At 65.8% G+C, this 25788-nt stretch carries 25 protein-coding genes and 2 tRNA genes; 20 read left to right on the top strand and 7 right to left on the bottom strand.

The window, feature by feature from the left end; translation table 11 throughout:
• Nucleotide 1 precedes the first annotated feature (1 nt).
• Entirely contained in the window at nucleotides 2–1171 is a 1170-nt protein-coding gene (locus J2X57_RS16665) for a peptidoglycan-binding protein (protein ID WP_309868848.1), read from the bottom strand.
• A gap of 12 nt (nucleotides 1172–1183) precedes the next feature.
• A complete protein-coding gene (locus tag J2X57_RS16660) occupies nucleotides 1184–1849 on the bottom strand; it encodes a hypothetical protein (RefSeq protein WP_309868847.1) in 666 nt (221 codons plus the stop codon).
• A gap of 283 nt (nucleotides 1850–2132) precedes the next feature.
• On the opposite strand from J2X57_RS16660, the gene J2X57_RS16655 reads away from it, so the two are divergent.
• The 7 genes from J2X57_RS16655 to J2X57_RS16625 all read left to right on the top strand — a co-directional run bounded on the left by J2X57_RS16655 (nucleotide 2133) and on the right by J2X57_RS16625 (nucleotide 8237).
• Nucleotides 2133–2642 (top strand): CinA family protein, encoded by a 510-nt coding sequence (locus J2X57_RS16655; protein ID WP_036114736.1) that lies wholly within the window; start codon nucleotides 2133–2135, stop codon nucleotides 2640–2642.
• A gap of 97 nt (nucleotides 2643–2739) precedes the next feature.
• Nucleotides 2740–3780 (top strand): recombinase RecA, encoded by a 1041-nt coding sequence (gene recA / locus J2X57_RS16650; RefSeq protein WP_036114733.1) that lies wholly within the window; start codon nucleotides 2740–2742, stop codon nucleotides 3778–3780.
• Nucleotides 3767–4273 carry a regulatory protein RecX gene (locus J2X57_RS16645; RefSeq protein WP_036114731.1) on the top strand — a complete coding sequence of 169 codons (507 nt, stop codon included), beginning with the start codon at nucleotides 3767–3769 and terminating at the stop codon, nucleotides 4271–4273. The genes recA and J2X57_RS16645 overlap by 14 nt, the downstream gene beginning before the upstream one ends.
• 71 nt (nucleotides 4274–4344) lie before the next feature.
• Nucleotides 4345–6978, top strand: a complete 2634-nt coding sequence (gene alaS / locus J2X57_RS16640; protein ID WP_308847972.1) for an alanine--tRNA ligase — start codon at nucleotides 4345–4347, stop codon at nucleotides 6976–6978.
• Nucleotides 6979–7280: 302 nt separating this feature from the next.
• Nucleotides 7281–7484, top strand: coding sequence for a carbon storage regulator CsrA (csrA, locus tag J2X57_RS16635; RefSeq protein ID WP_036114720.1), 204 nt, complete (start codon nucleotides 7281–7283; stop codon nucleotides 7482–7484).
• 77 nt (nucleotides 7485–7561) lie between these two features.
• Nucleotides 7562–7654 (top strand) — tRNA-Ser (locus tag J2X57_RS16630).
• A gap of 178 nt (nucleotides 7655–7832) precedes the next feature.
• On the top strand, nucleotides 7833–8237 hold the full coding sequence (locus J2X57_RS16625; protein ID WP_308851849.1) for a globin: 405 nt from the start codon (nucleotides 7833–7835) through the stop codon (nucleotides 8235–8237).
• A gap of 104 nt (nucleotides 8238–8341) precedes the next feature.
• Here the strand turns inward: J2X57_RS16625 and J2X57_RS16620 are convergent.
• Nucleotides 8342–8418, bottom strand: a tRNA-Pro gene (locus J2X57_RS16620).
• Between the two features lie 157 nt (nucleotides 8419–8575).
• On the opposite strand from J2X57_RS16620, the gene hisS reads away from it, so the two are divergent.
• Together hisS and J2X57_RS16610 are read left to right on the top strand one after the other, a co-directional pair.
• Nucleotides 8576–9967 carry a histidine--tRNA ligase gene (hisS, locus tag J2X57_RS16615; protein ID WP_308851850.1) on the top strand — a complete coding sequence of 464 codons (1392 nt, stop codon included), beginning with the start codon at nucleotides 8576–8578 and terminating at the stop codon, nucleotides 9965–9967.
• 34 nt (nucleotides 9968–10001) lie between these two features.
• On the top strand, nucleotides 10002–11897 hold the full coding sequence (locus tag J2X57_RS16610; protein ID WP_309868843.1) for an aromatic amino acid lyase: 1896 nt from the start codon (nucleotides 10002–10004) through the stop codon (nucleotides 11895–11897).
• On the opposite strand, the gene J2X57_RS16605 is transcribed toward J2X57_RS16610, so the two are convergent.
• Nucleotides 11898–12599, bottom strand: coding sequence for a response regulator (locus tag J2X57_RS16605; RefSeq protein ID WP_051943797.1), 702 nt, complete (start codon nucleotides 12597–12599; stop codon nucleotides 11898–11900).
• A 149-nt stretch (nucleotides 12600–12748) separates the two neighbouring features.
• Here J2X57_RS16605 and J2X57_RS16600 point away from each other — a divergent pair, with 149 nt between their 5' ends.
• From J2X57_RS16600 to hisIE, 9 genes are read left to right on the top strand one after another with little or no spacing between them, the layout of a single operon-like run.
• A complete protein-coding gene (locus J2X57_RS16600) occupies nucleotides 12749–13066 on the top strand; it encodes a YerC/YecD family TrpR-related protein (protein WP_309868840.1) in 318 nt (105 codons plus the stop codon).
• Entirely contained in the window at nucleotides 13063–13956 is an 894-nt protein-coding gene (gene hisG, locus J2X57_RS16595; protein ID WP_036114639.1) for an ATP phosphoribosyltransferase, read from the top strand. Before J2X57_RS16600 ends, hisG begins: the two co-directional genes overlap by 4 nt.
• Nucleotides 13953–15260: a histidinol dehydrogenase gene (gene hisD, locus J2X57_RS16590; RefSeq protein ID WP_308851851.1), complete on the top strand. Its 1308-nt coding sequence runs from the start codon at nucleotides 13953–13955 to the stop codon at nucleotides 15258–15260. The genes hisG and hisD overlap by 4 nt, the downstream gene beginning before the upstream one ends.
• Nucleotides 15257–16315, top strand: coding sequence for a histidinol-phosphate transaminase (gene hisC / locus J2X57_RS16585; protein ID WP_309868838.1), 1059 nt, complete (start codon nucleotides 15257–15259; stop codon nucleotides 16313–16315). Before hisD ends, hisC begins: the two co-directional genes overlap by 4 nt.
• Complete coding sequence (gene hisB / locus J2X57_RS16580) at nucleotides 16312–17376, top strand: bifunctional histidinol-phosphatase/imidazoleglycerol-phosphate dehydratase HisB (protein WP_036114631.1); 1065 nt, start codon at nucleotides 16312–16314, stop codon at nucleotides 17374–17376. Before hisC ends, hisB begins: the two co-directional genes overlap by 4 nt.
• Nucleotides 17376–17966, top strand: coding sequence for an imidazole glycerol phosphate synthase subunit HisH (gene hisH / locus J2X57_RS16575; protein WP_308851853.1), 591 nt, complete (start codon nucleotides 17376–17378; stop codon nucleotides 17964–17966). Before hisB ends, hisH begins: the two co-directional genes overlap by 1 nt.
• Nucleotides 17963–18715, top strand: coding sequence for a 1-(5-phosphoribosyl)-5-[(5-phosphoribosylamino)methylideneamino]imidazole-4-carboxamide isomerase (hisA, locus tag J2X57_RS16570; protein ID WP_079523001.1), 753 nt, complete (start codon nucleotides 17963–17965; stop codon nucleotides 18713–18715). Before hisH ends, hisA begins: the two co-directional genes overlap by 4 nt.
• Nucleotides 18709–19479, top strand: a complete 771-nt coding sequence (gene hisF, locus J2X57_RS16565) for an imidazole glycerol phosphate synthase subunit HisF (RefSeq protein ID WP_036114622.1) — start codon at nucleotides 18709–18711, stop codon at nucleotides 19477–19479. The genes hisA and hisF overlap by 7 nt, the downstream gene beginning before the upstream one ends.
• Nucleotides 19476–20081, top strand: a complete 606-nt coding sequence (gene hisIE, locus J2X57_RS16560; protein ID WP_309868836.1) for a bifunctional phosphoribosyl-AMP cyclohydrolase/phosphoribosyl-ATP diphosphatase HisIE — start codon at nucleotides 19476–19478, stop codon at nucleotides 20079–20081. Before hisF ends, hisIE begins: the two co-directional genes overlap by 4 nt.
• 131 nt (nucleotides 20082–20212) lie before the next feature.
• On the opposite strand, the gene J2X57_RS16555 is transcribed toward hisIE, so the two are convergent.
• Genes J2X57_RS16555 through J2X57_RS16545 form a run of 3 tightly spaced genes read right to left on the bottom strand, consistent with a single transcriptional unit; the run spans nucleotide 20213 to nucleotide 23526 of the window.
• The gene (locus J2X57_RS16555) at nucleotides 20213–21841 is read right to left on the bottom strand and encodes a pseudouridine synthase (RefSeq protein ID WP_309868834.1); all 1629 of its coding nucleotides are present in this window, start codon (nucleotides 21839–21841) and stop codon (nucleotides 20213–20215) included.
• Nucleotides 21838–22695, bottom strand: coding sequence for an SMC-Scp complex subunit ScpB (gene scpB, locus J2X57_RS16550; RefSeq protein WP_309868832.1), 858 nt, complete (start codon nucleotides 22693–22695; stop codon nucleotides 21838–21840). The genes J2X57_RS16555 and scpB overlap by 4 nt, the downstream gene beginning before the upstream one ends.
• Before the next feature lie 24 nt (nucleotides 22696–22719).
• Nucleotides 22720–23526, bottom strand: a complete 807-nt coding sequence (locus J2X57_RS16545; RefSeq protein WP_176167901.1) for a ScpA family protein — start codon at nucleotides 23524–23526, stop codon at nucleotides 22720–22722.
• A gap of 394 nt (nucleotides 23527–23920) precedes the next feature.
• Between J2X57_RS16545 and dinB the strand changes: the two genes are divergently transcribed.
• Together dinB and J2X57_RS16535 are read left to right on the top strand one after the other, a co-directional pair.
• Nucleotides 23921–25108, top strand: a complete 1188-nt coding sequence (gene dinB / locus J2X57_RS16540; RefSeq protein WP_309868830.1) for a DNA polymerase IV — start codon at nucleotides 23921–23923, stop codon at nucleotides 25106–25108.
• A gap of 133 nt (nucleotides 25109–25241) precedes the next feature.
• Nucleotides 25242–25592: a PilZ domain-containing protein gene (locus J2X57_RS16535; protein ID WP_043693093.1), complete on the top strand. Its 351-nt coding sequence runs from the start codon at nucleotides 25242–25244 to the stop codon at nucleotides 25590–25592.
• The last annotated feature ends 196 nt before the right edge of the window (nucleotides 25593–25788 follow it).

The following is a 25788-nucleotide window of genomic DNA, read 5'->3' as shown; positions in this document are numbered from 1 at the left end:
GTCAGAGCGCCATCGCTGGAGCGCTTTGCTCCGCGACCTGAGTAGGCGCCTGTTCCGCTGCGGGCTGCACCGAGAGCGAATCGGTCAGGGCCTGCTGGTTGCTCCGTTCACCCTGAAGCAGCCAGGTCTGCCCGTCCAACGTTTCGCCATAGGTCCGACCGACCCGGCACAAGGCGTCCACGTCGCCCTCGGCGCCCGAACGGCACAATGCCTCGAACATGTCGTGCGTCGACGTCTGCCGCGTGACATTTCCATCAGGTCTGTCGGGTGCGCTGACATATGGGCCCCTGTTCTGCATGAGCGCTTCATGCGCCGTTCTGGCGTGATCGACGGTCCGCACTCCCGCGACCCCGTCGACGACCAGGTCGTGGTTCTGCTGAAACGCCATGACGGCGAGCCGCGTGGCGTTGCCGTAAGCGCCATCCGGGCGCACCGCGTAGCCGAGGTCATGCAGTTGCGTCTGGAGTTCACGGACCCGATCCCCACGAGCGCCTTCGCGCAGCGTGGAAGAAGCCGGCGCCTGGTGCGACGCACTCATCGCCATGAGGTCTTCGGTGCCGATGGTCTGGTTACGGATCCCTTCGACGAGTTCGGGCGTGATGACGGTCGACCAGTGATTCACCGCCGCGACGCGCTCGGCGTAGCCATTGCTGCCGCCATTGATGGCCTTGGTCGCCGCGCGTACATCCGAAGGATCGATGTCTCTGCATCGTTCCTTCCAGTAGGCGATGGCGACATCGGCGGAAACGTCGGGATCGCTCGCAAGATGCGGGTGCTCGACCAGGTCCACGCCCACGAGTCGCCCGAACTTTTCGTAATTGGAGCGTCCGGTCAGCTGGATCACGCCGCGCCCGTGAAAACGCCAGCCATCTCCCGGCTCCCGGTTACCAAGCTTGGGGTGGGTGTCGTAAAGGAGGTTTGCGATGGTCTCGGGATCTCGCGTAGCCAGTGCCGCGTCGACCTCCTCGCGGGTGTGTCTGGAGCTAAGGCCTTTGATCTGGCTGAGCGCGCGATCGGCGCTCGAATACATCATGCTTTCGTTCACGCGATGAAAGTTCATCGACTCCACCGAGGCCTGGCCCATGAGATTGGCCAGCTCAGCGGGCGAGGTGATTCCTTTGTCGATCGCGCGCTTCAGCAGTGTCGTCGAGTGTTGGTTGAATGTGCTCACGGTTCCCTCCGCTCAGAACGTGGTTGTGGTGTGTTTGACGAGCAGAGGCCAGAGGCGGTCGGGATCGAGGTCTTCCATCGGAGTAACGGGGAAATCGCGAGGCGAGACGATTTCGCCGTGGGCGGCGCCCAGGGGCGCGTCGGGGTCGGCTGACCGTTCAACAGGGAAGTCCTGGGTCATCGCATGGACGATCCACCGCTTTCTCATGCCGTCGTAAGTGAACTCGAACGTGTGATGTTGGCGATGGGTCGCGTTTGCCCATCGGATGGTGCCGGCGGCGATTTCCAGGTCGTAAATGCCCATCATTTCCTGCGGGCGACTCATATAAGGGTTGTTGACGCAGTCAACCGCGCTGTCGCTGCGAGCCGTTTCCTTCCACGTGCCCTCGTGATCGGTGAACACGATCAGCTTGCATGGGTTGTTTCCGCCATGACGGGGCTCTTCCACGTAACGTGCGCCGGGGTAGACGGCAACGACGAGCCCTTTCGTGCCGTTGCGGGTCAACTCGCCGGTTTTGAAGGCGAGCACCAGGTCGTCGGGCGCGAGAGCGGCGCGGACGTCGTCGGGGACAGTTGGCAGCGGCGGCGCGGGCAGCGCGAACGGCCGCGTGCTGACGAACAGGGCGGTGGCGACAGCGACGCGAAGCCGCGCCACGTTGCGAGTGACGTTCCTTTTCATGAGGGTGCTTCTTCCTGCGCCTGCCGAAGCAGACGGTTTGATGGGCAGTACGCGTTGGTAGGGGAGGGCGGCGCTCTGGACCGGCTTGCGACGACGAGTCGGCAACTCAGGATCGTCGTTTCATGCCAATCATGGGTTGCCATCGTAGCGGCGTTGGCCGGACGCGACAATGCGTCGTACATAGAACTTTTCTGAAAAATCGTCCGGATTGGGGTTGGCTTCGCATCGACAGCCCGCCACCTTCCGGGTTAGAAGTTCTCTCTTTGCCCGACAGGATCCCCGGATGGCCGTTGACCTCATGCCCACCGATGCCGAACTCATGGCGCTGGCCCAGGAGGTCGCCGCCGCCGCGCAGGAGCGCCGGGTGATGGTCGCGACCGCCGAGTCCTGCACGGGCGGCTGGATCGCCAAGACGCTGACCGACCTGGCCGGCAGTTCCGCGTGGTTCGAAGCCGGCGTCGTGACCTACAGCTATAGCGCGAAAGAGTCGCTGCTCGGGGTCAACCCGCGCACGCTGGAGCGGACGGGCGCCGTCAGCGAGGAGACCGTGCTGGAAATGGTGTCCGGTGCACTGGCCCGGTACGGCGCCGGTGTCGCGGTGGCGGTGACCGGCATCGCGGGCCCGTCCGGCGGCACGCCAGACAAACCTGTCGGCACCGTTTGGATCGGCTGGAAGCGCCGCGGGGGCTATGCCCACGCCACGCTTCACCATTTCGATGGTGACCGCGAGGCGGTGCGGCGGCAGACGGTCGCGGCCGCACTTGCTGGAATGACCGCGGAACTGAAGGGCTGAACCGTCCGGGCTATGGCAAACTTGGGGATTGCGGATCGCAGTCCCTGAGACGACGGTCCGGCAAGATACTCACCTACACACGAGACCGGATACCACGATGGACGACAATAAGCGCAAGGCGCTGGCGAGTGCCCTCGGCCAGATTGAAAAGCAGTTCGGCAAGGGTGCGGTCATGCGTCTGGGCGACCGTGTCGACGACAACATCGATACCGTGTCCACCGGCTCGCTCGGCCTCGATATCGCCCTGGGCATCGGCGGCCTGCCGCGTGGCCGTGTCGTCGAAATCTATGGCCCGGAATCCTCCGGTAAGACGACCCTGACCCTGCAGGCCATCGCGTCCTGCCAGCGCAACGGCGGCACGGCGGCCTTCGTCGACGCCGAGCACGCGCTCGATCCGAGCTACGCCGAGAAGCTGGGCGTCAACGTCGCCGATCTCCTCGTCAGCCAGCCGGATACCGGTGAGCAGGCGCTCGAAATCGCCGACATGCTGGTTCGCTCGGGCGCCGTGGACATGGTCGTGGTCGATTCGGTGGCCGCGCTGACCCCCAAGGCGGAAATTGAGGGCGAAATGGGCGACTCCCACGTCGGCCTGCACGCCCGTCTGATGAGCCAGGCCCTGCGTAAGCTCACGGCCAACATCAAGAAGACCAACTGCCTCGTCATCTTCATCAACCAGATCCGTATGAAGATCGGCGTGATGTTCGGCAGCCCGGAAACCACCACCGGTGGTAACGCGCTGAAGTTCTACGCCTCGGTTCGTCTGGACATTCGCCGTATCGGCGCGGTCAAGAAGGGTGACGAAGTCATCGGTTCGGAGACCCGCGTCAAGGTCGTCAAGAACAAGGTGGCTCCGCCGTTCCGCCAGGCCGAGTTCGAGATCCTCTACGGCGAGGGCACCTCGCGCGAAGGCGAGATCATCGAGCTGGGCGTGCGGGAGAACCTGATCGACAAGTCGGGCGCCTGGTATAGCTACAAGGGCGATCGCATCGGCCAGGGCAAGGAAAACGTCCGCCAGTTCCTGCGCGACAACCCGGCCATGGCCAACGAAGTCGACGCGGAACTGCGCGCGCGCCTGCTGGTCAAGGCCGGTCCGAAGTCCGAAGCCTCGACCGAGGCCGACGAGCTTGAGGAAGTCTGATAAAGGCGCGGGGAAGGGCGACGGCAAGGCCGATCGCCCCACCCGTACCGCGTACGACAAGGCGCTTGGGCTGCTTGCCCGGCGCGAACACTCCCGCCGCGAACTCAGGCAGAAGCTTGATCGCGGCGGTTTTACGCGTGACGAGTCGACTGCCGCCGTCGAGCGGCTGGGCGACCAGGGCTACCAGGACGACGATCGCTTCGCCGCCTCATTGTTTCGCAGTCGGGCCGGGCAGGGCTACGGGCCGGCACGGATCCGGGCCGAACTTCGCAGTCAGGGCGTCAGCGATGCCACGATCCGCCAGTTGATGGAGGAAACGGACATCGATTGGGACGATCTGGCCGCCGGTCAGCTGCGTCGGCGCTATGGCGGATCCTCGGCCGACCCCGCTGAACGGGCGCGGCGGGCGCAATTCCTCTTGCGTCGCGGCTTCGCCGCCGCCACAGTACGTGGTCTAACCCACGCCGATGCGGAAGACGCCGACGACGATTGAAGGCAACGAGCCTTGATTCTGGACGGGGCGTCGACGTAACGCGTCTCGCAGCTTCCAAGCCACGATCGCTCATGAAAACCGCCGAAATCCGTTCGACCTTCCTCGAATTCTTCCGTTCCAAGGACCACACCATCGTGCCTTCGGCATCGCTGGTGCCGTCGAACGACCCCACGTTGCTGTTCACGAACTCGGGCATGGTGCCGTTCAAGAACGTGTTCCTCGGCAGCGAAAAGCCAGGCTACGTCCGTGCGGCCGACGTCCAGCGCTGCCTGCGGGCGGGCGGCAAGCACAACGACCTCGACGCGGTGGGCTACACCGCCCGCCACCACACCTTCTTCGAAATGCTGGGCAACTGGTCGTTCGGCGACTACTTCAAGCGCGACGCCATCCGCTTCGCCTGGGAGCTGCTCACCGACGTCTACAAGCTGCCGGCCGAGCGCCTCTGGGTCACCGTGTACCACACGGACGACGAGGCCTTCGATATCTGGAACAAGGAGGTCGGTGTCCCGGTGGACCGCATCGTCCGCATCGGCGACAACAAGGGCGCGCCGTTCGCCTCCGATAACTTCTGGCAGATGGCTGACACAGGTCCCTGCGGTCCGTGTACGGAGATCTTCTTCGACCACGGTGCCGACGTGGCCGGTGGCCCCCCGGGCTCGCCCGACGAGGATGGCGACCGCTACATCGAGATCTGGAACCTGGTCTTCATGCAGTTTGACCGTGCCCCGGACGGCACGCTGACGCCGCTGCCGGCGCCCTGCGTCGACACCGGCATGGGTCTCGAGCGCCTGGCCGCCGTGCTGCAGCACGTGCATTCCAACTACGAAATCGACCTGTTCGCCCATCTGATCGCCGAGGCCGGTCGTCTGACCGCCACCGCCGACCTCTCGAACAAGTCGCTGCGCGTCATCGCCGACCATATCCGTGCCTGCTCGTTCCTCATCGTCGACGGCGTGCTGCCCTCCAATGAAGGTCGTGGCTACGTGCTCCGCCGCATCATCCGTCGCGCCCTGCGCCACGGCTGGATGCTGGGCGTGCGCGGCGACTTCTTTTGGAAGATGGTCGCGCCGCTGGTCGCCGAGATGGGTGAGGCTTATCCGGATATCGCGAAGAAGCAGGCGTTCGTTGAGCAGGCGCTCAAGAACGAAGAAGAGCGCTTCGGCGAAACCCTCGAGCACGGCATGCGTCTGTTCGACGACATCGCATCCCGGGCGGAAAAGGTGATTCCCGGCGTCGACGCTTTCCGTCTGTACGACACGTATGGCTTCCCGGTGGATCTCACGGCCGACATCGCCCGCGAGCGCGGCATGAGCGTCGACATGGACGGCTTCGAGCAGGCCATGGGCGAGCAGCGCACGCGTGCTCGCGCCGCCAGCAACTTCTCGACCAGGGCCCAGTTGCCCGCGGAAGTCGCCAGCGCGGTGTCGCCGACGGTTTTCACCGGCTACGACAGCCTCGAGCTGAGCGATGCCCGGGTGCTCGCGATCGTCCGTGACGGCAAGTCGGTGGATCGCCTCTCCGACGGCGAAGAAGCTTTTCTGTTGCTCGACCGTACGCCGTTCTACGCGGAGTCGGGCGGCCAGGTGGGCGATACCGGCGTCCTGCGCAATCCTTCGGGCGCGCTGGCCGTGGCGGATACGCAGAAGGTCGGTGGCGCGTTCTTCGCGCACTTCGGAACCTGGCAGGGGTCCGCGCCGCTGAACAAGGGCGACATCGTCGGTGCCGCGGTGGACGCCTCGCAGCGTCAGGCCACGGTGCTGAATCATTCGGCGACCCATCTGTTGCACGCCGCGCTGCGTACCGTCCTGGGCGACCACGTTTCGCAGAAGGGCTCGCTGGTGGCTCCTGAGCGCCTGCGTTTCGACTTCTCGCACTTCAAGGCGCTGACCGCCGACGAGCTCGCGCTGATCGAGCGCATGGTCAACGACGAGATTCGCCACAACGACGCCGCCGAAGTGCACAACATGGCCTACGACGAAGCCATCGAGTTCGGCGCCATGGCGCTGTTCGGCGAAAAATACGGTGCCGAAGTGCGCGTGCTGAAGATGGGCGACTTCTCGACGGAGCTTTGCGGCGGCACGCACGTGTCCCGGACGGGCGACATCGGTCTGTTCAAGATCGTGGCGGAATCCGGCGTCGCCGCTGGCGTACGACGCATCGAGGCGGTGACTGGCGCGGGAGCCATGGCACGTGTTTCGGATGAAGAACGGGTCCTTGGCGAGGTCTCCGGACTGCTTGCCGCGACCGGTGACGAAGTTGTCGAAAAACTCCGTCAGCTGTTCGATCGACAGAAGAAGCTCGAGCGCGAAATCGAATCCTACAAGGCCAAGGCGGCCAGCTCCGCCTCGGCCGATCTCGCCGCCTCGGCGGTGGATGTCGCCGGTATCAAAGTCGTCGCCGCCCGTATTGAAGGTCTCGATGCCAAGTCGCTGCGCGACAGCGTCGATGTGCTCAAGCAGCAGCTCGGCGATTGCGCCATCGTGCTGGCAGGTGCGGTCGATGGTCGCGTTGCACTCGTGGCAGGCGTCGGCGGCGCCGCGCTGGGCCGGGTCAAGGCCGGCGATCTGGTGGGCGAAGTGGCCTCGAAGATCGACGGCAAGGGCGGTGGCCGCCCTGACATGGCCCAGGGTGGCGGCGTCGACAGCCCGGCGCTTCCCGGTATTCTCGAAAGCATCCCTGCGTGGGTGGAAGCTCGTCTGCGCTGAACGGGAGATAGATGGACCCGTACCAAAGTGCCGTAAAGGCGCTTTGGTACACGTCTTCACGGCTGTGTGCGTTGCTTACGCTGGATTGGCTCAGCTAGTATGATCCGAATGCCGAACGTAATTTTCGGTGTCGGTCCTTCGGATCGGAATGGCAGGACAGCTGGTCAGCGACACACACAACTAGAGCCGGGGAAGGCAGTTCGGCCTTCGATGGTCGAAACGTCAATCCATCGACGGCAAGCACTCGGGGTGAGGTTGTCGTTGGTGGGGAAGCCAATACCTGATTTTATGGAGTATCAATCATGCTGATTCTGACCCGCCGGGTCGGTGAAACCCTGATGATCGGCGACGAGGTGACCGTCACCGTTCTGGGTGTCAAAGGTAACCAGGTGCGCATCGGCATCAATGCACCGAAAAATGTCGCAGTCCATCGCGAAGAGATTTACCAGCGCATCAAGAACGAAGGCGACGCCGGCGGCCATTCCGGGGACGACCACGACCAGTAAGGTCTGAGGCTTTACGAGTCGACCAAGGTTAAGTATCCTTGCCGGCTCGTGAAGGCAGGTCCTTTACGAAACATCCCGGAGAGTTGCCCGAGTGGCCGAAGGGGCTCCCCTGCTAAGGGAGTATAGGGTCAAAAGCCTTATCGAGGGTTCGAATCCCTCACTCTCCGCCAGTTACGCAAGACGCCCCTAACGGGGCGTTTTGCGTTTCCAGACCACCGTTTCCAGAGTCATGTAGGAGCGCGCCCCGCGCGCGACCCGTGACCCTCGCGCCCCATAATTTGACCGAGGTCGGGGCAGCCCGCGCCGCACCTTTCTAAGCTCGCAGCTTTTGTCCAAAGCGAGCCTCCCATGTCCTCCGGATACGACGACCTTCAGGTCAGCTACGGTCGCTGCCTGCGCACGCGCGGTTTCATCGGGCGCTTCTACGAGATACTCCTGTCCCGCGACCCCGGCCTCGCGCTCCTGTTCGCCACGACCGACTTCCAGAAGCAACACATGGCCCTGCGCCGCGGCATCAGCCTGGCGATCTCCTGGGCCGCCGGCGACGGTATGGCGAAACGCCCGGTCGATGAGATGATCCGCGTCCATGCCCGCACGGGCAGGGCGCCGGTACCGCCGGAGTACTACGCGTACTGGCTCGACAGTCTGCTGCAGGCGGTACGTGAGCGTGACGATCAGCTCACGCCGGAACTGGAGGTGCGCTGGCGTGAGGCGATGAGCGCCGTGACGCACGCCTTCGCCGTCGCCTACTGACGCGGATCGCCAGGCGGCTGTGCCTGCGGGTCGTTCGCAGGCCGGATCCCGCGCAAACAAAAACGCCGGCACTAGGCCGGCGTTTTCATAATGAACGAATTCATTGGTCGGGGAGACAGGATTCGAACCTGCGACTTCTACGTCCCGAACGTAGCGCTCTACCAGGCTGAGCTACACCCCGACGGGAGCCGCGTATATTAGCCATGCTCCCGATCAATGGCAACAGGTCGCTTCAACTTTTTTCACGCATTGCCTACCGGGGCGGGCTGTGGCCATCTGCTAATCTATGCGGCTGCCGCGTGGCGGCCTCCGTATAAGCCTGTCCGAAGAGGAATTGCATGGCACTCACCCCGGCCCGCACCATGCCCGGTGTCCTCGAGCTCCTGCCGCTCGATCAGATCGCGTTTCAGCGCATGCTGGACACGATCCGCCGTAACTATGAGAAATTCGGCTTCCTGCCGATCGAGACGCCGGTGATCGAGCACAGCGATGTGCTGCTGACCAAGACCGGCGGCGAGACGGAGCGCCAGGTTTACTTCGTGCAGTCCACCGGTGCGCTGGGCGCGGCGGCGGAGAAGGACAAGGGCGGCGTACCCGAGCTGGCGCTGCGTTTCGACCTCACCGTGCCGCTGGCGCGCTACGTGGCCGAGCACGAGCACGACCTCAGCTTCCCGTTCCGTCGCTACCAGATGCAGCGCGTCTATCGCGGCGAGCGCGCGCAGCGCGGACGCTTCCGCGAGTTCTACCAGTGCGACATCGACGTGATCGGCAAGGACTCGCTGTCGGTGCGTTACGACGCCGAGATTCCGGCGGTCATCTACAGCGTGTTCCGCGACCTCAACATCGGTCCGTTCACCATCCAGCTGAATAACCGCAAGCTGATGCGCGGTTACTTCGAAAACCTCGGCATCGCCGACGCCGAGCAGCAGATGCTCGTGCTGCGCGAAGTCGACAAGCTCGACAAGCGCGGTCCGGACTATGTGCGCGACACGCTGACCGGTGAGGCGTTCGGCCTGTCGGCCGACGTGGCGACGAAGATTCTCGCCTTCGTCCAGGTACGTTCCACCTCGGTCGACAACGCCTTCGCGCATCTCGACGCGCTGGGTGCCGGTTCGGAAACCTTCGAGCAGGGCAGGGCCGAGCTGAAGGAAGTCCTGACCATGATCCGCGACTTCGGCGTGCCGGAGACGCATTTCGCACTGAACCTGTCGATCGCCCGCGGCCTCGATTACTACACGGGGACGGTCTACGAGACCACGCTCAACGATCATCCCGGCATCGGTTCGATCTGCTCGGGTGGGCGCTACGAGAATCTGGCCGGTCAGTACACGAAGTCGCATCTGCCGGGCGTCGGCATCTCGATCGGCCTGACGCGTCTTTACTGGCAGCTGCGTGACGCCGGCCTGATCTCGACCGCGCAGAGCACGGTGGACGTGCTGGTGACGCAGATGGACGCGGCGCAGTTGCCGACCTATCTCGCCGTCGCGACGGAACTGCGCAACGCGGGCATCGCCACCGAGGTCGTGCTCGAGGGCGGCAAGCTCGGCAAGCAGTTCAAGTACGCGGACAGGGCGGGCATTCGCTTCGTCGTGGTGCTGGGCGAAGACGAGATCGCGAAGGGCGTGGTCACCGTGAAGGATCTTCGTCGCGAAGATCAGTTCGAGGTGGCTCGCGCCGACCTGGTCAAGACGTTGCGCGTCGAACTGGCCCAGGCCGAAATCGGTCGCTGAGCTTTCTCATACCCCCCACCGCACGGCATTCCCCATGACCAGCAGCATTCTTCTCGACGGACGTAGCCTCACGCGCGCCCAGGTCGCCGCTATCGCTCGCCACGGCGCTTCGATTCGTCTCGACGACGCGCAGCTGGTGAAGGTCAGGCGCGCGGCCGACTTTCTCGCCGAGAAGGTCGGTGGCGGCGAGCCGATCTACGGCGTGACCACGGGCTTCGGCAGCAATGCCGACAAGCTGCTCGGTGCGCATCGCGTGCGCGACGAGTTGCCCGGCGGTAATCCGGAGCCGCGCGAAGGCACGTTGCTGGAAGAACTGCAGCACAACCTGATCATCACCCACGCGGTGTGCGTGGGTAAGCCCTTCGCTGAAGACGTCGTGCGCGCGATGCTCGCCATCCGCGTCAACACGCTGATGAAGGGACACTCCGGCATTCGCGTGGAAACCCTGCGTGCGCTGGCCGAGCTGCTCAACCGCAACGTCATCCCTGTGATCCCGGAGAAGGGATCCGTCGGCGCCAGTGGCGACCTGGCTCCGTTGTCGCATCTGGCCATCGTGCTGCTGGGTGGTGGTGAGGCCTTTTATCAGGGCGAGCGCCTGCCCGGTGCCGAGGCGCTGAAGCGTGCCGGTCTCGAGCCGGTGCGTCTGTCCTTCAAGGAAGGTCTTGCGCTCAACAACGGCACGACGCAGATGCTGGCCACGGGCGTGCTCGCGCTCGACACGATGGACATGCTGATCCGCACGGCGGACCTGGCGGCCGCGATGACGCTCGACGCGTTCGCTGGCCGTACGGGCGCTTACGCCGAACAGGTGCATGCGCTGCGCCCCCATCCGGGGCAGGTGGCGGCGGCACGTAACATACGCGGTCTGCTCGAAGGTTCGACGCTGGCGGACATCGCGTACCACATGGTGCCGCGCTTCCGTCCGTGGCTGTCGGACTCGTGGGCGGATCCCGCCGACCAGGCGTATCGCTTCGACATCGGCTGGGACTGGGTGCCGGCCACGCAGAGGCATGGAAAGGAAGCGTTCTACTCCCGCTTCCTCCCGTTCAAGGGCGGCAAGAAGCATCAGCCGCAGGACGCGTACTGCCTGCGCTGTGCGCCGCAGGTGCATGGTGCCGTGCGCGACGCGTGGGAGCAGGCGTGTCGCGTGTTCGACGTCGAGCTCAACGCCGTCACCGACAACCCGCTGGTCTTCCCCGATGCCGAGAACGCCGAGGTCATCGAGGATCAGGTGATTTCCGCCGGTCACTTCCATGGCATGCCACTCGCGCTGGCGATGAGCTACGTCAAGGCGTCGATTCCGGTACTCGCCTCGATCTCGGAGCGTCGGACCGCCAAGCTGGTGGATCCCGCGAATAACGACGGCCTGCCGGCCTTCCTGATCGGCAATGAAGACGCCACGGATTCCGGTTTCATGATCGTGCAGTACACCGCGGCGGCGCTGGTCAACGACCTCGCCACGCGCGCGCACCCGGCCTCCGTCTATTCGGTGCCGACCAGCGCCAACGCGGAAGACCACGTGTCCATGGGTGCCAACGAGACCCGTCACGTGCTGGAGATGACCGAGGACCTCGGCCACGTGCTGGCGATGGAGCTGTATACCGCCGCGCAGGCGCTCGAATACCGCCAGGACATGCTCAACGCCGCGCGTACCCTTGCGATGCGCGGTGACTGGCAGGCGCTGGCGTCGAAAATCGCGGGAGCGCCGCGTACCGACTCGCCGCACTACGCGCGCTTCGAAACCGAAGTGCGCGCGCTGATGGACGCCCTCGCTGTCGCCGAGGATTTCCATGGCGGTGTCGCCGTGCGCGAGGCACTGGCGGCTCTTCGCCAGCACATCGCCTTCATGCAGCGCGATCGTGCGATGGATGGCGAAGTCCGCCTGATGTGCGAACTGGTGGCCTCCGGGCGTCTCGTCGCCGCGGCCTGATCACGGCGGGAAAAAGTTGAGGCTGGCGGCGGCCTCGTCTGTCGGGGACCAGTCGTCGAGTTTGTCGGCGCGGATGCCGGCCAGGTAATGATAGAGCTGGGCGTCGTTGACGAGGCCCAGCTTGCTCATGGCCGAGCGCTTCTGCCGGCTGATCGTCTTGATGCTGCGACCCATGGCCGAGGCGATCTCGGGCAATTGGTAGCCCTGCGCGTACCCGCGCAGCACCTCGATTTCACGGGGGGACAGCCGGGTGGCGAGTTCTTCTTCCTGCGCCGCCGCGCAGTCCGCCTCGTGGAAGAGCCGGCGGATGGCCGGGCTGAGGTAGGAGCGCCCGACGTTGGCCGCATGCACGGCGACCGGGATGTCGCGCAGATTGGTGCGCTTGTCGAAGATGGCCGCCACGCCCGCGTCGAGCAGGCTGCGCAGCATGGCCGTGTTCGACAGCATGGTGAGTACGACGATGCCGGTGTCCGGACGCATCGCACGGATGCGCCGGATCATGGGCATGCCATCCGGGCGGCTGCCTTCGGGCATGGAGAAGTCCGTCACGACGACGTCGCACGGGTAATCGGCCAGGGCGTGGAAGAGGGCGTCGGTGTTGTGGACGCGCGCGACGATGTCGTAGCGATGCGACTTCAGCACGGTTTCGACCCCCGCGACCACGACCGGGTGGTCGTCCGCGATGATCACGGTACTACGCATGGATAAGGCTCACGGCTTGGAGATGGCCGCCATGTTGGCCGGGTGCTGCGATGCGGTATATGGAAGAAAAGCGCAATTCTCTGTCGGCGCTTGCCACGAACCGGTTGCTCAAGTTAGGATGCGTTATCGTATTAACGCATTAGTACACTATGAAGCGTCGCTCACTCGACCCTGAGACGCCCGCCGATTCGGCGGAAACCAGCCTGTGCGAAGCCCTGGCCGGCCTGGCCACGATCAAGGAGATGCGAGCCTTTCTGCATGACCTCTGCACGCCGGCCGAGATCGAAGTCATGGTCGATCGCTGGCGCGTGGTGCCATTCCTGCTCGAGGGCCGTTCGTACCGCGAAATCCATGAGCGCACGGCCGTCAGCATCACCACCATTGGCCGGGTCGCCCGGTACCTCAACCAGGGCAGCGGGGGCTATATGGCCGCCGCCGCCCGCCGTAATGCCGGGAGTGCCGTATGAAGCCGCGTGATCGACTGCGCATCGCCATGCAGAAATCGGGGCGCCTCACGGAGCCCGCGCAGGAGTTGCTGGCCCGTTGCGGCCTCAAGTTCCGCCAGAGCCGTGACAAGCTGTTCTGCTTCGGCGAAGGCGAGCCGGTGGACCTCCTGCTCGTTCGCGATGACGACATTCCCGGCCTGATCGCCGAAGGCGTGTGCGACCTCGGGATCGTCGGTCGCAATGTCCTGCGCGAATTTCAGCTGTCCAATCCCGAGGCCGGCACGGGCATCGACGAACTGCGCTCACTGGGTTTCGGTCACTGCCGTCTGTCCATCGCCGTGCCGCAGGAAGACGCATACGAAAGCCCGGCGCAGCTCGAAGGACAGCGCATCGCGACGTCATACCCCGGGCTGACCGGCGAATGGCTGCGCGCGCACGGCGTGGATGCGAAAGTCGTCATGCTCAATGGCTCGGTGGAAATCGCGCCGCGCCTCGGCACCGCCGACGCCATCTGCGATCTCGTCTCCAGTGGCGCGACGCTGGTCGCGAACCAGTTGCGCGAGACCGCCGTGGTGATCGAGAGCGAAGCCGTCCTCGCCGGCCACGCGGAATTGCCGCTGGACGAGCGCGGCGAGATCGCCGAACTGCTGCTGCGTCGCCTGGATGGCGTCATCCAGGTGCGCGACTCGCGCCTGATCCTGATGCAGGCGCCGCGCGCCGCGCTGGCGGAGATCACCCGCCTCCTGCCAGGGACGCCGGTGCCCACGCTCACGCAGGTCGACGGCTCGCCCGATCAGGTCGTGCTGCAGGCGCTGTGTGCCGGCTCGGTGAGCTGGCGCCAGCTGGAAGACATGAAACGCGCCGGTGCCCGCGACATGCTGGTGCTGCCGGTGGAGAAGATGCTGGCATGAAACGGATCGACTGGAAGACCCTCGACGAAAATGGCCGCGACGCCGCGCTCGCCCGCCCGGCGCAGTCCCGCGCGGCGGAACTGCGTGATGGTGTGGAGGCGATCATCGCCGACGTGCGCGCCCGCGGTGACGATGCGCTGCGCGAACTCACCGCACGCTACGACGGCACGACGCTCGACGACCTCGCGGTCACCGAGGCGGAGTTCGCCGCGGCGGAAGCGCGTCTGTCGCCTGAACTGAAAGCGGCGGTGCGCGAAGCCGCGGAACGTATCGACACCTTCCACCGTGCCGCCGCACCGACCGAAGTCGGTGTGGATACGGCGCCGGGCGTACGCGTCGAACGCGTGCTTCGTCCCATTCGCCGCGTTGGCCTGTACGTTCCGGCCGGTGGCGCGCCGCTGCCGTCGACGGCGATCATGCTCGGCGTCCCCGCCGCCATCGCCGGTTGCCGCGATGTGGTGCTGTGCACGCCGGTGCAGGCGAACGGCCGCTGCGACGATGCCGTGCTGTTCGCGGCGAAAACGACGGGCGTGCACCGCGTCTACAAGCTCGGCGGCGCGCAGGCGATCGCCGCGATGGCCTATGGCACGGCGTCCGTTCCGCGTTGCGACAAGTTGTTCGGTCCCGGCAATGCCTGGGTGACCGAAGCCAAATTGCAGGCGGCCGGCGATCCCTCCGGTGCCGCTATCGATATGCCCGCTGGCCCGTCGGAAGTACTGGTGATCGCCGACGCCGGCGCCGACCCGCGCTTCGTTGCCGCCGACCTGCTGTCGCAGGCAGAGCATGGGCCGGACTCTCAGGTCTTGCTGGTCAGTCCGTCGGCCGGTCTTCTCGACCGCGTCGAGGCGGAGGTGGAGCGTCAACGCCGGGAACTCCCGCGCGCCGAGGTCGCCGCCATGGCGCTGTACGAGAGTCGCCTGATCCTCGTGAGCGATCTCGCGGAAGCCGTCGAGGTAAGCAACCGCTACGCGCCTGAGCACCTGATCATCCAGACGGCCGAACCGCGGGCGCTGCTCGACGACGTCGAATCCGCCGGCTCGGTCTTTCTCGGCGAATGGACGCCCGAATCCGTCGGTGACTACTGCAGTGGCAGCAACCATGTCCTGCCGACCTACGGCTACGCGCGCAGCTACAGCGGTGTCTCCGTGGGCAGCTTCCAGAAACAGGTCACCGTGCAGGAAGTCACCGCCGAAGGCCTGCGCAACATCGGTCCGTGTGCGGCGATCCTCGCCGAAGCGGAACAACTCGAAGCCCATCGTCGCGCGGTGACCCTGCGCCTTGCCGTTATGGATGCCGTCGCATGAGCGTGCTCGATCTCGCCCGTCCCGATATCCGTGCCATCACGCCGTATTCCAGCGCCCGCATGGAAGCGCAGGGAGGTACGGTGCTGCTCAACGCCAATGAGTCGGCACGTTCGCCGAACGTGCCGGGCGGCGAAGGCCTGAATCGTTATCCCGACCCGCAGCCGCGCGGTCTCGTCGAAACGCTCGCCGATCTTTACGGCAGCACCAGCGAGCGCCTGCTGGTCACCCGGGGCAGCGACGAAGCGATCGACCTGCTGGTCCGCGCGTTCTGCCGGGCAGGTCAGGACTCGATCGCGATCTCGCCGCCGACGTTCGGCATGTATGCCGTCTGCGCACGTGTGCAGGCGGCCGGGGTGATCGAATCGCCGCTGGATGCGTCCGGCAAGCTCGATCCCGACGCCTTGCTCGCCGCCGTCACCGACACAACGAAGCTCGTCTTCGTCTGCTCGCCGAACAACCCCACCGGCAACCTGGTCGAACTCGCCACCATCGAACGCCTGGCCCGCGAGCTGCAGGGCAGGGCGTTACTGGTGGTCGATGAGGCCTATCTCGAGTTCAGCGGCACGCGCAGCGCCGCCTCGCTGATCGACGACTTCGACAACATCGCCGTGCTGCGAACCCTGTCCAAGGCCTGGTCGCTGGCAGGTGCGCGAGTCGGCACCCTGATCGCACGGGCCGAGGTCGTGGCCCTGCTTCGCCGGATCATTCCGCCTTATCCGCTGCCGTCCCCGTGCGTGGACGCGGCGCTGGCGGCGCTGTCGTACGAAGGACGCCGCGTGCAGCGCCATCACGTGCACGAACTGCTCAACGAGCGCGCCCGGATGGCCAGGGCGCTCGCCACGCAGCCGGGTGTGCGTGAAGTCCTCCCGTCGCACGCGAACTTCCTCGCTGTACGCTTCGACGATGCGGCGGGTACCTATCGCCGCCTGCTCGCCGCCGGTGTCGTAGTGCGCGACATCACGAGATACCCGGGCCTCGGCGACGCGTTGCGCATCACCATCGGCACGGGCAACGAGAACGACCGCGTGCTTGCCGTGCTGGGAGCCGGGGCATGAGCCGCAAGATCCTCTTCGTCGACCGCGATGGCTGCCTCATCGAAGAGCCCGCGGACCAGCAGATCGACAGCTACGAAAAGCTGGCGCTGTTGCCGGGCGTAATCGCCGCGCTTCAGCGCTGCGTCGCGGCCGGCTACGAACTGGTGATGGTCACCAACCAGGACGGGCTCGGGACGGATGCCTTCCCACAGGCCTCGTTCGATGGTCCGCATGCGTTGCTGCTGCGTATTCTCGCTTCGCAGGGCATTACCTTTCGCGAGCAGCTGATCGACCGCAGCTTCGCTCATGAAAATCTCGATACGCGCAAGCCGGGTGTCGGTCTCGCACGGCACTGGCTGGCGGACGACGGCTGGATCCGTGCGCAGTCGGCCATGGTCGGGGATCGGGAGACCGATCTGGCGTTCGCCGCGAACATGGGCGTGCGGGGTCTCCGCGTCGGTCCCGAGGGCATGAGCTGGGCCGAGCTGGCGCACGCGTTGCTCGATGCGCCGCGTACCGCCGAGGTCGTGCGCAAGACGAAAGAAACGTCGATTCGCGTGTCGGTCGATCTCGACCGCGTGGCGGATCCGGAGATTCACACGGGTCTGGGCTTCTTCGATCACATGCTCGAACAGATCGGCAAGCACGGCGGCTTCGCCCTGCAGCTACGCTGCGATGGCGACACCCACATCGACGAACACCACACCATCGAAGACTCCGCGCTGGCGCTGGGGCAGGCTCTGAAGCAGGCCCTGGGCGACAAGCGCGGCATCGGCCGCTACGGCTTCGCGTTGCCGATGGACGAGAGCGCGGCGCGCGCTGAGCTGGATCTGTCGGGGCGTCCGTATTTCGTGTTCGAAGGCGAGTTCCCGCGTGAGCGCGTCGGCGATGTGCCTACCGAGCTCGTGCCGCACTTCTTCCGTTCGCTGTGCGAGACGCTGGGCGCCAACCTGCACCTCACCGTGCACGGCGATAACGCGCACCATATGGTCGAAGGCTGCTTCAAGGTGGTCGCGCGTACGCTGCGCCAGGCGATCCGTCGCGAGGGTGCGGACCTGCCGAGTACCAAGGGGAGTCTCTGATGCGCGTGGTCCTCGTCGACGCGGGAGGTACCAATATCGGTTCGGTGCGGTACGCGCTCCAGCGTCTCGGCACCGATGCCGAACTGACCTCCGACGCGAGTCGCATCCGTAACGCCACGCACGTGATCCTGCCGGGCGTGGGTGCGGCGGCTCCCGGCATGCGCATGCTGCGCGAGGCGGGCCTGGTCGATGTCATGCGCGGGCTGACTCAGCCGGTGCTTGGCGTGTGCCTCGGCATGCAGCTGCTGTGTGCCCGTTCGGAGGAAAGCGACACGGAGTGCCTGGGCATGATTCCCGCGACGGTGCGTCGCTTCGCGGAGCAGCCGGGTTTACGTGTCCCGCACATGGGCTGGAACACTCTGGTGGCGACCGGCGATCATCGTCTGACGGCCGGTCTGAGGCAAGGCGACACCGCGTATTTCGTCCACAGCTACGCCGTGCCCACGGGCGATTACACGCTGGCGTCGAGCGAGCACGGGACCCCGTTCTCCGCCGTCGTCGCGTCCGGTAATTTCATGGGTATGCAGTTCCATCCCGAGCGTTCGGCCGGTGTCGGCGCCCAGCTCCTGCGGAATTTTCTCTCGCTATGACACTTCCCATTCCTGCCATCGATCTGCGCGAAGGCAAAGTCGTGCGTCTGTTCAAGGGTGACTATGCCCAGCAGACGACCTTCGCCTTCGAGCCTGAAGCGCTTGCCGCGCATTACGCCGACGAGGGCGCTTCGTGGCTGCACGTGGTCGACCTCGATGGTGCCCGCACGGGCCGCTTCGAGAACCTTTCCACCCTCGCGGGTATCGCTTCCAGCGGACGTCTACGCGTACAGGCCGGTGGTGGCGTGCGTGATGAAGACGGTGTCCGTCGCCTGATCGACGCCGGCGTACAGCGCGTCGTGGTCGGCAGCATCGCCATGCGCGATCCTGAAACCGTCGCCGCATGGATCGGTCGCTACGGCGCGGAACGCATCGTGCTGGCGCTGGATACGCGTTTCCGCGATGGCCTGTGGAAGCTGCCGAGTGCGGGCTGGACCGCCGACGAGGAGCGCACGCTCGACGACCTGGTGCCCTGGTATCGCGCCGCCGGTGCGCGCCACCTGCTGTGCACGGACATCGACCGCGACGGCACGATGACCGGGCCCAATCTCGCGCTGTATCGCCACCTGGCGACGCTGGCGCCGGGCATGGATGTGCAGGCCTCCGGCGGAGTCCGTTCGCTGGAAGATATCGCCACGCTCGCGCTGCAGGACGTCTCCGGCGTGATTCTCGGGCGTGCGCTGCTGGAAGGGGCGTTCGCCCTGTCCGATGCCTTCGTGACCGCCGAGAAGGCGAACGCATCATGCTGAGCCGTCGTATCGTTCCTTGCCTCGATGTGCGCGACGGGCAGGTGGTCAAGGGGGTGCGATTCCGCGATCACGTGGTGGTCGGCGAGATCGTCGAGCTCGCACTGCGTTACCGCGATGAGGGCGCCGACGAGCTTGTGTTTTACGACATCACCGCGAGCCCGGAAGGCCGCCGTGTGGATCGCGACTGGGTCGAACGCGTGGCGCGCGAAATCGATATTCCCTTCTGCGTGGCCGGAGGCATCCGCAGCGTCGATGACGCGCGTGACGTGCTGCATGCGGGTGCCGACAAGATTTCCATCAACTCGCCGGCCCTGGAGCGCCCTGAACTGGTCGCCGAAATCGCCGACGCCTTTGGCGTGCAATGCGTGGTCGTCGGCGTGGACAGCCTGCGCGATGACGACGGGGAGTGGCGTGTGCGCCAGTACACGGGCGATCCGTCGCGTACGAAAGCGCTGCGCAAACGCACCCTCGACTGGATCGAGGAAGTGCAGGCGCTGGGTGCGGGCGAAATCGTGCTGAACTGCATGGGCACCGACGGGGTGCGCCGGGGTTATGACATCGAACAACTGGCCGCCGCGCGCGCACTGAGTCGCGTGCCATTGGTCGCGTCGGGTGGCGCGGGCGCGCCGGATCATTTCACCGAGGTGTTCCGTCTTGCGGACGTCGACGCGGCACTCGCCGCCAGCGTCTTCCACAGTGGCGACATCGGCATTCCCGCGCTCAAGCGCGAACTGCGTGCGCAGGGTATCGAGGTAAGACTATGAGCGAGACGACGACACCGGATTTCGCCAAGGGCGACGGTTTGCTCCCGGCCATCGTGCAGCATGCGCGGACCGGCGAGGTGCTGATGCTGGGTTACATGGATGAGGCCGCCCTGGCGAAGACGCGCGAGGTGGGTCTCGTGACGTTCTTCAGCCGCAGCAAGCAGCGTCTGTGGACGAAAGGCGAGACGTCAGGCGATACGCTGACGTTGGTCGACGTGCGTCTGGACTGCGACGCGGACACGTTTCTCGTGCGTGCGGTGCCGGCCGGGCCCACCTGCCACAACGGCACGACAAGCTGTTTCGGCGATGACGTGGCGCCGTCGCTCGGTTTTCTGGGAGAGCTCGACGCGCTGGTCGCGTCGCGGCATGCGGAGCGGCCCGAGGGCAGCTACACGACGACGCTGTTCGAGGGGGGCATCCGGCGTATCGCGCAGAAGGTCGGCGAGGAAGGCGTGGAAACCGCGCTCGCCGCCGTCGCCGAGGACGACGACGCCCTGATCGGCGAAGCGGCCGACCTGGTGTTTCATCTGATGGTGGTACTGCGTGCCCGCGGTATCGGCTTCGACGCGGTGGCGAAGAAGCTGGTCGAACGGCACCGCTGACCCGATGCAGGAGGGTAAAGCCGTCCGGCAGACGGCTTCTGTAGGAGCCAGCCCTGCTGGCGAATCAATCTCGCCGGAGACCTGAATCGCCAGCAGGGCTGGCTCCTACACGAGCGTTTGGCGCTTAGCGCTTAGCGGTTGCCGCTACGGTTACCACCGCCACCGCCACCGCCGCCGCTGCGATTGCCGCCGCCACCCGGACGCGGACCGCGATTGCCGCCGCCACCGGGGCGCTGGCCGCCGCCGGTACGATTGCCGCCGCCGCCGGCACGGTTGCCTGCGTTACCGCCGCCACCGGGACGACCGCCGCGGTTGCCGCCGCCTTCGAAGCGGGCGCCGCCGCCCGGAGCGGCGCGATTACCGCCGCCCTCGAAGCGCGAACCGCCGGACGAAGCGCGGTTGCCGTCGGCACGACCGCCGCCAGAGGCACGATTGCCGTCGGTGCGCGGACCGCCCGTGCGGCTGCCGCCCGGACCGGCCGAACGGTTGCCGTAGCCACCGCCGCCACCGGCGTTGCCGGTATTGCCGCCAGCGCGGCCACCCGGACGCGGACCACGGTTGCCCGTGCTGTTGCCTGCGGCATTGCCCTGGCCGCCACCGGTGCGCGAGTCGCCCGCGAACCACGTGCGCACGCCCGGCAGTTCCTGGCCCGGGGCGACGCGACGCTTACGCTGGCCACCCGCGGCGTTGCCGCGCTCCGGACGATCGATGTTGCCGTTGACCTCGCGACGCGGAGCGCCGCCACGGCCACCGGCACCGCCGGCACGACCACCACGGCCGCCGCGCGGATTGTCATCGCGCAGACGATCGAAAGCGGTTAGCTCACGGGCTTCGTCATGACGTGCCGAGCTCCACGCGCTGGCACCGCCGGCATTGGGCTTGTACTCGGTGACGTGGCGCGGCGCGCGGCGCTGGTGCACCACGGCGCTCAGCGTCAGCACCGGGGCGGGTGCGCCCAGGCCCGAACGCTCGCGCAGTTCCTTGATGGCGGTTTCGTCGAGCGACTCGCAGTCGCCACGGCGCAGGGCGCGCGGCAGTTCGACGGTGCCGTAGCGAATGCGCTTCAGGCGGCTGACGAGGAAGCCGGCCGAGTCCCACAGGCGACGGACTTCGCGGTTGCGGCCCTCGCGGATGGTGACGCGGAACCAGCTGTGGCTGCCGCCGCGGCTGATCGTGGCGATTTCGTCGAAGCGGGCGGGGCCGTCTTCCAGCTCCACGCCGGCCTTCAGGCGCTCGATCGTCTCGTCCGGCACTTCGCCGTGGACGCGGCAGAGGTATTCGCGCTCGAGGCCGCTCTTCGGATGCATCAGCGCGTTGGCGAGTTCGCCGTCGGTCGTGAGCAGCAGCAGGCCGGTGGTGTTGATGTCGAGGCGACCCACGGCGACCCAGCGCGCGCCCTTCAGGCGCGGCAGCTGTTCGAACACGGTGGGGCGGCCTTCGGTGTCTTCGCGGGTGGTCACCACGCCTTCCGGCTTGTGGTAGACGAGCACTTCGGCGTCGTTGCGGTTGTCGGTGGCGACGACGAACTGCTTGCCGTCCAGGACCACGCGGTCACCGGCATGCACGCTGGCGCCGATGGTGGCGACGGTGCCGTTGACTTCGACTTCGCCGGCCTGGATGCGTTGTTCGAGCATCCGGCGGGAGCCAAGGCCGGCGTTGGCCAGGACCTTGTGCAGGCGCTCTTCGAGCTGCGGACCGTCTTCGGTGGTGCGGCTCTCGCCGCGCTTCAGGCTGAGTAGGGAACGTTGCGGCGCATTCATGCGCGTGACTCCTCGGTATCTTTGCCGGCGTCGTCGTCTTCGACGTCGCCTTCGGGGTTCTCTGCCTCTTCGGCAGTGGGGGAAGCCGCGGCGACGTCATCGTCGCCGGCTGGCAGCTGGGTCGCGACTTCGACATCGTCGCCCTCGGGGGGCGCGGTCTCCGCGGCGGTGTCTTCGATCGTCGTGGCTTCGGCCACGACATCATCGTCGTCTTCGGTATTCGTCAGGCTTTCGTCGTCGTCCACGTCGACGGGCAGATCGGTCGGCATCGCCGCCTTGGCGGGAACGCCGTCCGCATCGCCCAGGCGAAGCTGGGGGTTGAGCTCTTCCAGATCGCGGATCTCGGAGAGCGGGGGCAGGGCATCGAGCGACTTCAGGTTGAAGTAGTCGAGGAACAGCCGGGTGGTGCCGAACAACGCCGGCTTGCCGGGAACGTCGCGGTGTCCGACGACGCGGATCCATTCGCGCTCTTCGAGCGTCTTGATGATGTTCGAGGAAACCACCACGCCGCGGATCTGTTCGATCTCCGGGCGGGTAATGGGCTGGCGGTAAGCGATCAGTGCCAGCGTCTCGAGCAGTGCGCGGGAGTAGCGGCTCGGCTTTTCGGCCCACATCCGCGAAACCCAGGGATGAACGTCGCGGCGGACCTGGTAGCGCCAGCCGGTGGCGACCTCCATCAGTTCCACGCCGCGACCGTCGGTGTCATGCGTCAGGGACTTAAGCGCCACGACCAGGTCGTCGTCGGTCACTTCATCCTCGTCGACGAAGATCGCCTTCAACTGCGCGACCGTCATCGGCTGGGTCGACGCGAGAAGCGCCGCTTCCACGATGGGTTTGAGTTGTTCGGGTTGCATAGGCCTTTCGGATGCGTGCTTGGGTCAGGCGAGCGCTTCGTCGCGCGCGGCCTCCGTCTGTACCTTCGTTTTCAGGTAGATCGGCCCGAGGGCCTCTTCCTGAACGATCTCGACGAGCATTTCCTTTGCGAGCTCGAGCATGGCCAGAAAGGTGACCACGACTCCGAGTCGGCCTTCGCTGACGTCGAACAGCGTTTCGAACCGGCGGAAACCGCCGCCTTCACTCAGCGTGCCGAGCAGGTCACCCATGCGCTGACGAACGCTGAGCGGTTCGCGCTGGATCGCATGGTGGGTGAACAGGTCGGCACGGCCGAGCACATCCTTGAGCGCGAGCAACATCTCCCTGAGGTCCAGCGGCGGCGGCACACGCACCACGTTGTGCTCGCCGACGAAGGCGTGGACCACCGCCGTATCGCGTTCCAGCCGGGGCAGTTCGTCGATATCCGCCGCGGCCTTCTTGAAGCGTTCGTATTCCTGCAGCCGACGGACCAGTTCGGCGCGGGGATCCTCCTCCAGTCCTTCCTCGGCGGGCGGCCGTGGCAACAGCAGTCTGGATTTGATTTCCGCCAGGATCGCGGCCATCAGCAGGTATTCCGCCGCCAGCTCGAGCCGCATCACCTCGCGCATCATCTCGATGTAGTCCATGTACTGCCGGGTGATCTCGGCGACAGGGATGTCGAGGATGTCCAGGTTCTGCCGGCGGATCAGGTAGAGCAAGAGATCCAGCGGGCCTTCGAACGATTCGAGAATGACCTCGAGCGCGTCCGGCGGAATGTACAGGTCCTGAGGCATCTGCAGCACCGGCTGCCCGCGCACGAGCGCAAGGGGCATTTCCTGTTGCTGCGGAATGCCCGCGAAGGCACCCTGAATGTTTTCGACCACCTGGACGTCGGTTGTCTCGTTAGTCATCGGCACACGTCAGAAGGGCCGCGAGTGCGACCGGGAACGCAACAATCGATGCCGTCCGGCGGCTTTACCGCCACCTCGCCCGGCCATGCCTCGCATCGTCGCCGACGAGCGGAAGGCTTTGCCGCTGGACACCCCAGGAGGGTCACCGCCTGTGAAGAATCGTCGGAAGCTGTCCGCCGCCGGTCCCGTCTGTCGGACCGGTGAGGGCGTGACGCCCGAATAAGTTCACCCGAATGGACACAGGGTATCGCCTGTTTCCGCGCAAGTCCAGCGGGTGTAGACGCCCGTCCTTCATCGTTTTGGCACAATACGCCTTATGCCTGCTCCCGATCGCGCCATCATCCACGTCGACATGGACGCCTTTTACGCGTCCGTGGAGGAACTGGACGACCCGACGCTCATCGGCAAGCCGGTGGTCGTCGCCGGTCTGGGGCGCCGCGGCGTCGTTTCGACCTGTAATTACGAGGCGCGCAAGTACGGCGTGCGGTCGGCCATGGCTACCGCCGAGGCCCGTCGGCGCTGCCCGGACGCGGTCTACATCTTCCCCAGGCATGACCGTTACGCGGAAATCTCCGCGATCGTCTTCGGCGTCTTTGCCGAAGTCACGCCGATGATCGAGGGCCTGTCCCTCGACGAAGCCTTCCTCGATGTCACCGCCAGCCTGAGACTTTTCGCATCGATCGAGGCGATCGGTCGCAGAGTGAAGGAAACCATCAAGGCGCGGACCGGGCTGAATGCGTCGGTCGGGATGGCGCACAACAAGCTGCTCGCCAAGCTGGCCAGCGAGCTGTCCAAGCCGGACGGGTTTCTCGTCATCCCGCCCGATCAGGTGCGCGGTTACCTGGACCCCCTGCCGATAGGGCGTATGTGGACGGTAGGCAAGGTGGCGGAAGAGTCGCTGCAGAAGGTCGGCATCCGCACCATCGGCGACCTGATCCGCTCCGACGCATGGCGTCTGAACAAGGCCGTGGGCGAGCGACATGCCGCTCAGCTGCGGTTGCTGTGTCAGGGCGAGGACCGCCGCCCGGTGGTTACGGACGCACCCGAGGTATCGATCGGCTCGGAGTGGACCTTCGAGTACGACGTCGAGGAGTTCGGTGTGGCGGAAGCCTGGTTGCTGCGCCAGTGCGAGCGGGTCGGTGCTCGAGCCAGGGGCAGGGCGGTCGAGGCGCGGACCGTCTCGGTAAAACTGCGAGAGCCACCGTTCGTGACGCACAGCCGACAGGCCCAGCTTCCCGTGCCCGGCAACGGAACCCCCGAAATCTTTGAAGTGGCACGCCGCTTGCTTCACATTTGGTGGGACCAGCACCCCCGGCCGCGTTTGCGGCTGCTCGGGGTGACGCTTTCGGGGTTCGATGCACGGCGCGGCGACGAGCAACAGGATATGTTCGCGGCTCCGGCTTCTAAAAAGCCTTCGGATGGCGTACAGGATTTGATAAACGGCCGCTTTGGCGCCGGGGCGCTGGTCCGCGCTGGTGTGTTGAAAACGCGTGGTAGCGAGTGAACGCCGACAGGATGGGCGGAACCTGCGACTGCGCTAATGTGTCCGTTTGTGACACGCAAGGTAAGTCGGTCGAGGTGCACTCATGCACGTTGCCACGAGTACAGACGTTAAACCGGTATGGACAAATACGTTGATGTCGTCTGACAAGGAAGGAACGCGCTATCGCCACGCGCGCATGAAAGTCCACAGTGCCGTCCTCATGAGTCGCGGCGGTGAAGCGCACCCGACCGATCTGGTCGACATCTCGGCTACCGGCGCACTGCTTCGTCGTCCGCTGGGCTGGCGGGGCGAGGCCGGCCAGACCTGGGTGCTGGACATGATCTTCGGCCACGACCTCCACATTCATATGGAGGCGTGCGTCGCGCGGGTGTCCGCCCGCCAGATCGGCCTGGAATACACGCTGATCCCGGAAGACAAGCAGGCCCCCCTGTGGGAGCTGCTGGGCGGCTACGCCGACACCCTCGAGGCCTGGCAAGACGAGTAGCTGGCAGGACGAGTAGGAGCGCGCCCCGCGCGCGACATGTTTCAAGGCGGTGGCCGGGAGCTGGCGCGTAGTCTTGAAGGCAGCGCCAGCGTCAGAAAGCGTCGCGCGCAGGGCTGTAGTGGCCGGGTATTTGAGGACCACGCATAGGAGCGTTAAGCCGCCATCCTCTCAAACTCGGCTGGCGGGCGGTAGTCGA

The organism is Luteibacter sp. 1214, assembly GCF_031455395.1.
GTDB lineage: Bacteria > Pseudomonadota > Gammaproteobacteria > Xanthomonadales > Rhodanobacteraceae > Luteibacter > Luteibacter mycovicinus.
The sequence above is the reverse complement of the archived record's forward strand: the minus strand, read 5'-3'. Positions and strand labels throughout refer to the sequence as shown.

Coding starts and splice junctions, on each gene's coding strand:
- J2X57_RS16610 (WP_309868843.1), top strand. CDS start 10,002: ATGACCAGCAGCATTCTTCTCGACGGACGTAGCCTCACGCGCGCCCAG.
- J2X57_RS16535 (WP_043693093.1), top strand. CDS start 25,242: ATGTCGTCTGACAAGGAAGGAACGCGCTATCGCCACGCGCGCATGAAA.
- hisIE (WP_309868836.1), top strand. CDS start 19,476: ATGAGCGAGACGACGACACCGGATTTCGCCAAGGGCGACGGTTTGCTC.
- J2X57_RS16625 (WP_308851849.1), top strand. CDS start 7,833: ATGTCCTCCGGATACGACGACCTTCAGGTCAGCTACGGTCGCTGCCTG.
- hisH (WP_308851853.1), top strand. CDS start 17,376: ATGCGCGTGGTCCTCGTCGACGCGGGAGGTACCAATATCGGTTCGGTG.
- hisC (WP_309868838.1), top strand. CDS start 15,257: ATGAGCGTGCTCGATCTCGCCCGTCCCGATATCCGTGCCATCACGCCG.
- hisD (WP_308851851.1), top strand. CDS start 13,953: ATGAAACGGATCGACTGGAAGACCCTCGACGAAAATGGCCGCGACGCC.
- hisF (WP_036114622.1), top strand. CDS start 18,709: ATGCTGAGCCGTCGTATCGTTCCTTGCCTCGATGTGCGCGACGGGCAG.
- J2X57_RS16545 (WP_176167901.1), bottom strand. CDS start 23,526: ATGCCCCTTGCGCTCGTGCGCGGGCAGCCGGTGCTGCAGATGCCTCAG.
- dinB (WP_309868830.1), top strand. CDS start 23,921: ATGCCTGCTCCCGATCGCGCCATCATCCACGTCGACATGGACGCCTTT.
- hisA (WP_079523001.1), top strand. CDS start 17,963: ATGACACTTCCCATTCCTGCCATCGATCTGCGCGAAGGCAAAGTCGTG.
- J2X57_RS16655 (WP_036114736.1), top strand. CDS start 2,133: ATGGCCGTTGACCTCATGCCCACCGATGCCGAACTCATGGCGCTGGCC.
- csrA (WP_036114720.1), top strand. CDS start 7,281: ATGCTGATTCTGACCCGCCGGGTCGGTGAAACCCTGATGATCGGCGAC.
- J2X57_RS16555 (WP_309868834.1), bottom strand. CDS start 21,841: ATGAATGCGCCGCAACGTTCCCTACTCAGCCTGAAGCGCGGCGAGAGC.
- hisS (WP_308851850.1), top strand. CDS start 8,576: ATGGCACTCACCCCGGCCCGCACCATGCCCGGTGTCCTCGAGCTCCTG.
- recA (WP_036114733.1), top strand. CDS start 2,740: ATGGACGACAATAAGCGCAAGGCGCTGGCGAGTGCCCTCGGCCAGATT.
- hisB (WP_036114631.1), top strand. CDS start 16,312: ATGAGCCGCAAGATCCTCTTCGTCGACCGCGATGGCTGCCTCATCGAA.
- scpB (WP_309868832.1), bottom strand. CDS start 22,695: ATGCAACCCGAACAACTCAAACCCATCGTGGAAGCGGCGCTTCTCGCG.
- hisG (WP_036114639.1), top strand. CDS start 13,063: ATGAAGCCGCGTGATCGACTGCGCATCGCCATGCAGAAATCGGGGCGC.
- J2X57_RS16605 (WP_051943797.1), bottom strand. CDS start 12,599: ATGCGTAGTACCGTGATCATCGCGGACGACCACCCGGTCGTGGTCGCG.
- alaS (WP_308847972.1), top strand. CDS start 4,345: ATGAAAACCGCCGAAATCCGTTCGACCTTCCTCGAATTCTTCCGTTCC.
- J2X57_RS16660 (WP_309868847.1), bottom strand. CDS start 1,849: ATGAAAAGGAACGTCACTCGCAACGTGGCGCGGCTTCGCGTCGCTGTC.
- J2X57_RS16600 (WP_309868840.1), top strand. CDS start 12,749: ATGAAGCGTCGCTCACTCGACCCTGAGACGCCCGCCGATTCGGCGGAA.